The organism is Candidatus Saccharimonadales bacterium, from assembly GCA_036397795.1.
Classification (GTDB): Bacteria; Patescibacteriota; Saccharimonadia; order Saccharimonadales; family DASWIF01; genus DASWIF01.
Window position 1 is genome coordinate 1 of the sequence record DASWIF010000054.1, and the last position, 1,645, is coordinate 1,645.

The 1,645-nt window shown below is 51.0% G+C and carries 5 protein-coding genes; 1 reads left to right on the top strand and 4 read right to left on the bottom strand.

Going from position 1 to position 1,645, the window contains the following annotated elements; genetic code table 11:
* The 3 genes from rpsM to infA all read right to left on the bottom strand — a co-directional run.
* Positions 1 to 315: 30S ribosomal protein S13 (rpsM, locus tag VGA08_03395; protein ID HEX9679639.1), on the bottom strand; the 315-nt coding region annotated here is incomplete at its 3' end.
* Entirely contained in the window at positions 316 to 429 is a 114-nt protein-coding gene (gene rpmJ, locus VGA08_03400) for a 50S ribosomal protein L36 (protein HEX9679640.1), read from the bottom strand. It lies immediately after the preceding gene.
* Positions 429 to 671, bottom strand: a complete 243-nt coding sequence (gene infA / locus VGA08_03405) for a translation initiation factor IF-1 (protein HEX9679641.1) — start codon at positions 669 to 671, stop codon at positions 429 to 431. Before infA ends, rpmJ begins: the two co-directional genes overlap by 1 nt.
* A gap of 65 nt (positions 672 to 736) precedes the next feature.
* On the opposite strand from infA, the gene VGA08_03410 reads away from it, so the two are divergent.
* Complete coding sequence (locus VGA08_03410) at positions 737 to 1,078, top strand: hypothetical protein (GenBank protein ID HEX9679642.1); 342 nt, start codon at positions 737 to 739, stop codon at positions 1,076 to 1,078.
* Positions 1,079 to 1,218: 140 nt separating this feature from the next.
* Here the strand turns inward: VGA08_03410 and VGA08_03415 are convergent.
* Positions 1,219 to 1,645 (bottom strand): CARDB domain-containing protein (locus tag VGA08_03415; protein HEX9679643.1); only part of this gene is annotated, 427 nt, incomplete at its 5' end.

Here is a 1,645-nt window from a genome sequence, read left to right on the forward strand (position 1 = left end):
ACGCCGGCTAGACTGGCCGCGCACCGGCAACCCTCGTGCGTGTCGGACTCCCCGGTAAACACCAATGTCTTTCAGCCGTTTAATGTTATCACTCACCCGCCGCTTGAGTTCACCCTCAATCAAATACTCTTTGTCCATCAAAACCGTAATTCGTCCAATCTCATCTTCGGTCAGATCCTTGGCCTTTTTGTTTTGGTCAAGACTCAACTCGGCGATAATCGCCGCGGCTGAACTCCGACCAATACCCTTAATGTAGGTCAGGGCGTATAAAGTTTTTTTATTAACTGGTATGTCGACTCCGTGTATTCTTGGCATTTAACCTTGTCGCTGTTTGTGTCTCGGGTTAGTACATATCACCCGCACCACGCCGTTACGTTTGATAATTTTACAGTTTTTACATCGTTTTTTGACCGACGGCTTAACTTTCATTACTTGTATCTGTAAACGATCCGGCCTCGTTCGAGATCATACGGCGACATTTCCACATCTACCCGGTCACCCAGCAGAATTCTAACATAGCGACGTTTCCTCACCTTGCCGCCCAGGGTTGCCAAAATAACTTTTTCCTCGTCCGCGCCTAAACCTTCCAGTTTTACCCTAAACAACGCGTTCGGCAAAGTTTCCACTACCGTGCCGGTTGCCTTAATCACTTCTTTAGTCTTCTGTGCCATAGTACGCGGGAATTGTAACCGATGCAGGCCCAATTTGCAAGACTGGTGCAGTATATAATGAAGTCGTGCTGAAAGACCGAACGATCTTGAGCCACACTGTCTTGAGTCTTTTCCTTAGTCAGTTAGCCTTCTGGCTGATCTTTGCGAGCCGCGATCAACTGCCGCCGCAGGTACCGCTCTGGTATCTTCGACCCTGGGGGGAGCTACAACTCGCCGACCAGTCGCTGGTCTGGCTCCTACCGGGACTGGTAGTCGGGATACTCGCCATTAACTTAATCATTACCTCCTTCATTCACCACCGCTACCGCTTCCTGTCACACTTCCTCCTGACCACCACGACCGTCACCAGTCTCTTTCTACTTCTGGCGACTCTCAATCTCCTCAACCGCCTCTTGGGATGGGTTTAATGGAAACAGAGCCCTCTCTTTGACCTAACCGTAAGCAAACAGTGCAACCAAAAAAAAGACTAGAGCCTAAAAAGACCCTAGTTCTTTATTGATGGAGAGGTTCGCTCTCTACCAACTTTCTTGGTTTTACGTGAGGTTGTTTACTCCGGCACAACCTCAAAAGTGATCGGCCCGTACAGATTGTTGACCTCGTCGCTTTCGGTAACTTCCTCATCGTTATCTATCCAAAGATAGATCGTGTGAGTACCGGCGTCGAGTTCGTCGAGCCGAAAGTCATCGGTGCGCGACTCGCCCGGGTCGAGTTTAATGACCGATTCTTCATCGTCTGGGTTAGCTCCCAACGGCGGCACTCCGCTGTAATCCAGGAACAAACCGACTTCCGACCACGATTCGCCTTTCACGTCACCTTGATTGGTGATGGTGAAGTAGACGCGCACGTTGTCGTCGGTGGTGGGATCTTCCGGATCCAGCCAAACACTGGTGAAAACCAAGTCTGCCAGTTGCGGCGTCAGGGTTGGCGTGGCGGTCGGCTCCACGGTGGGATTTGGAGTCGCCGTGGGTGCGGGC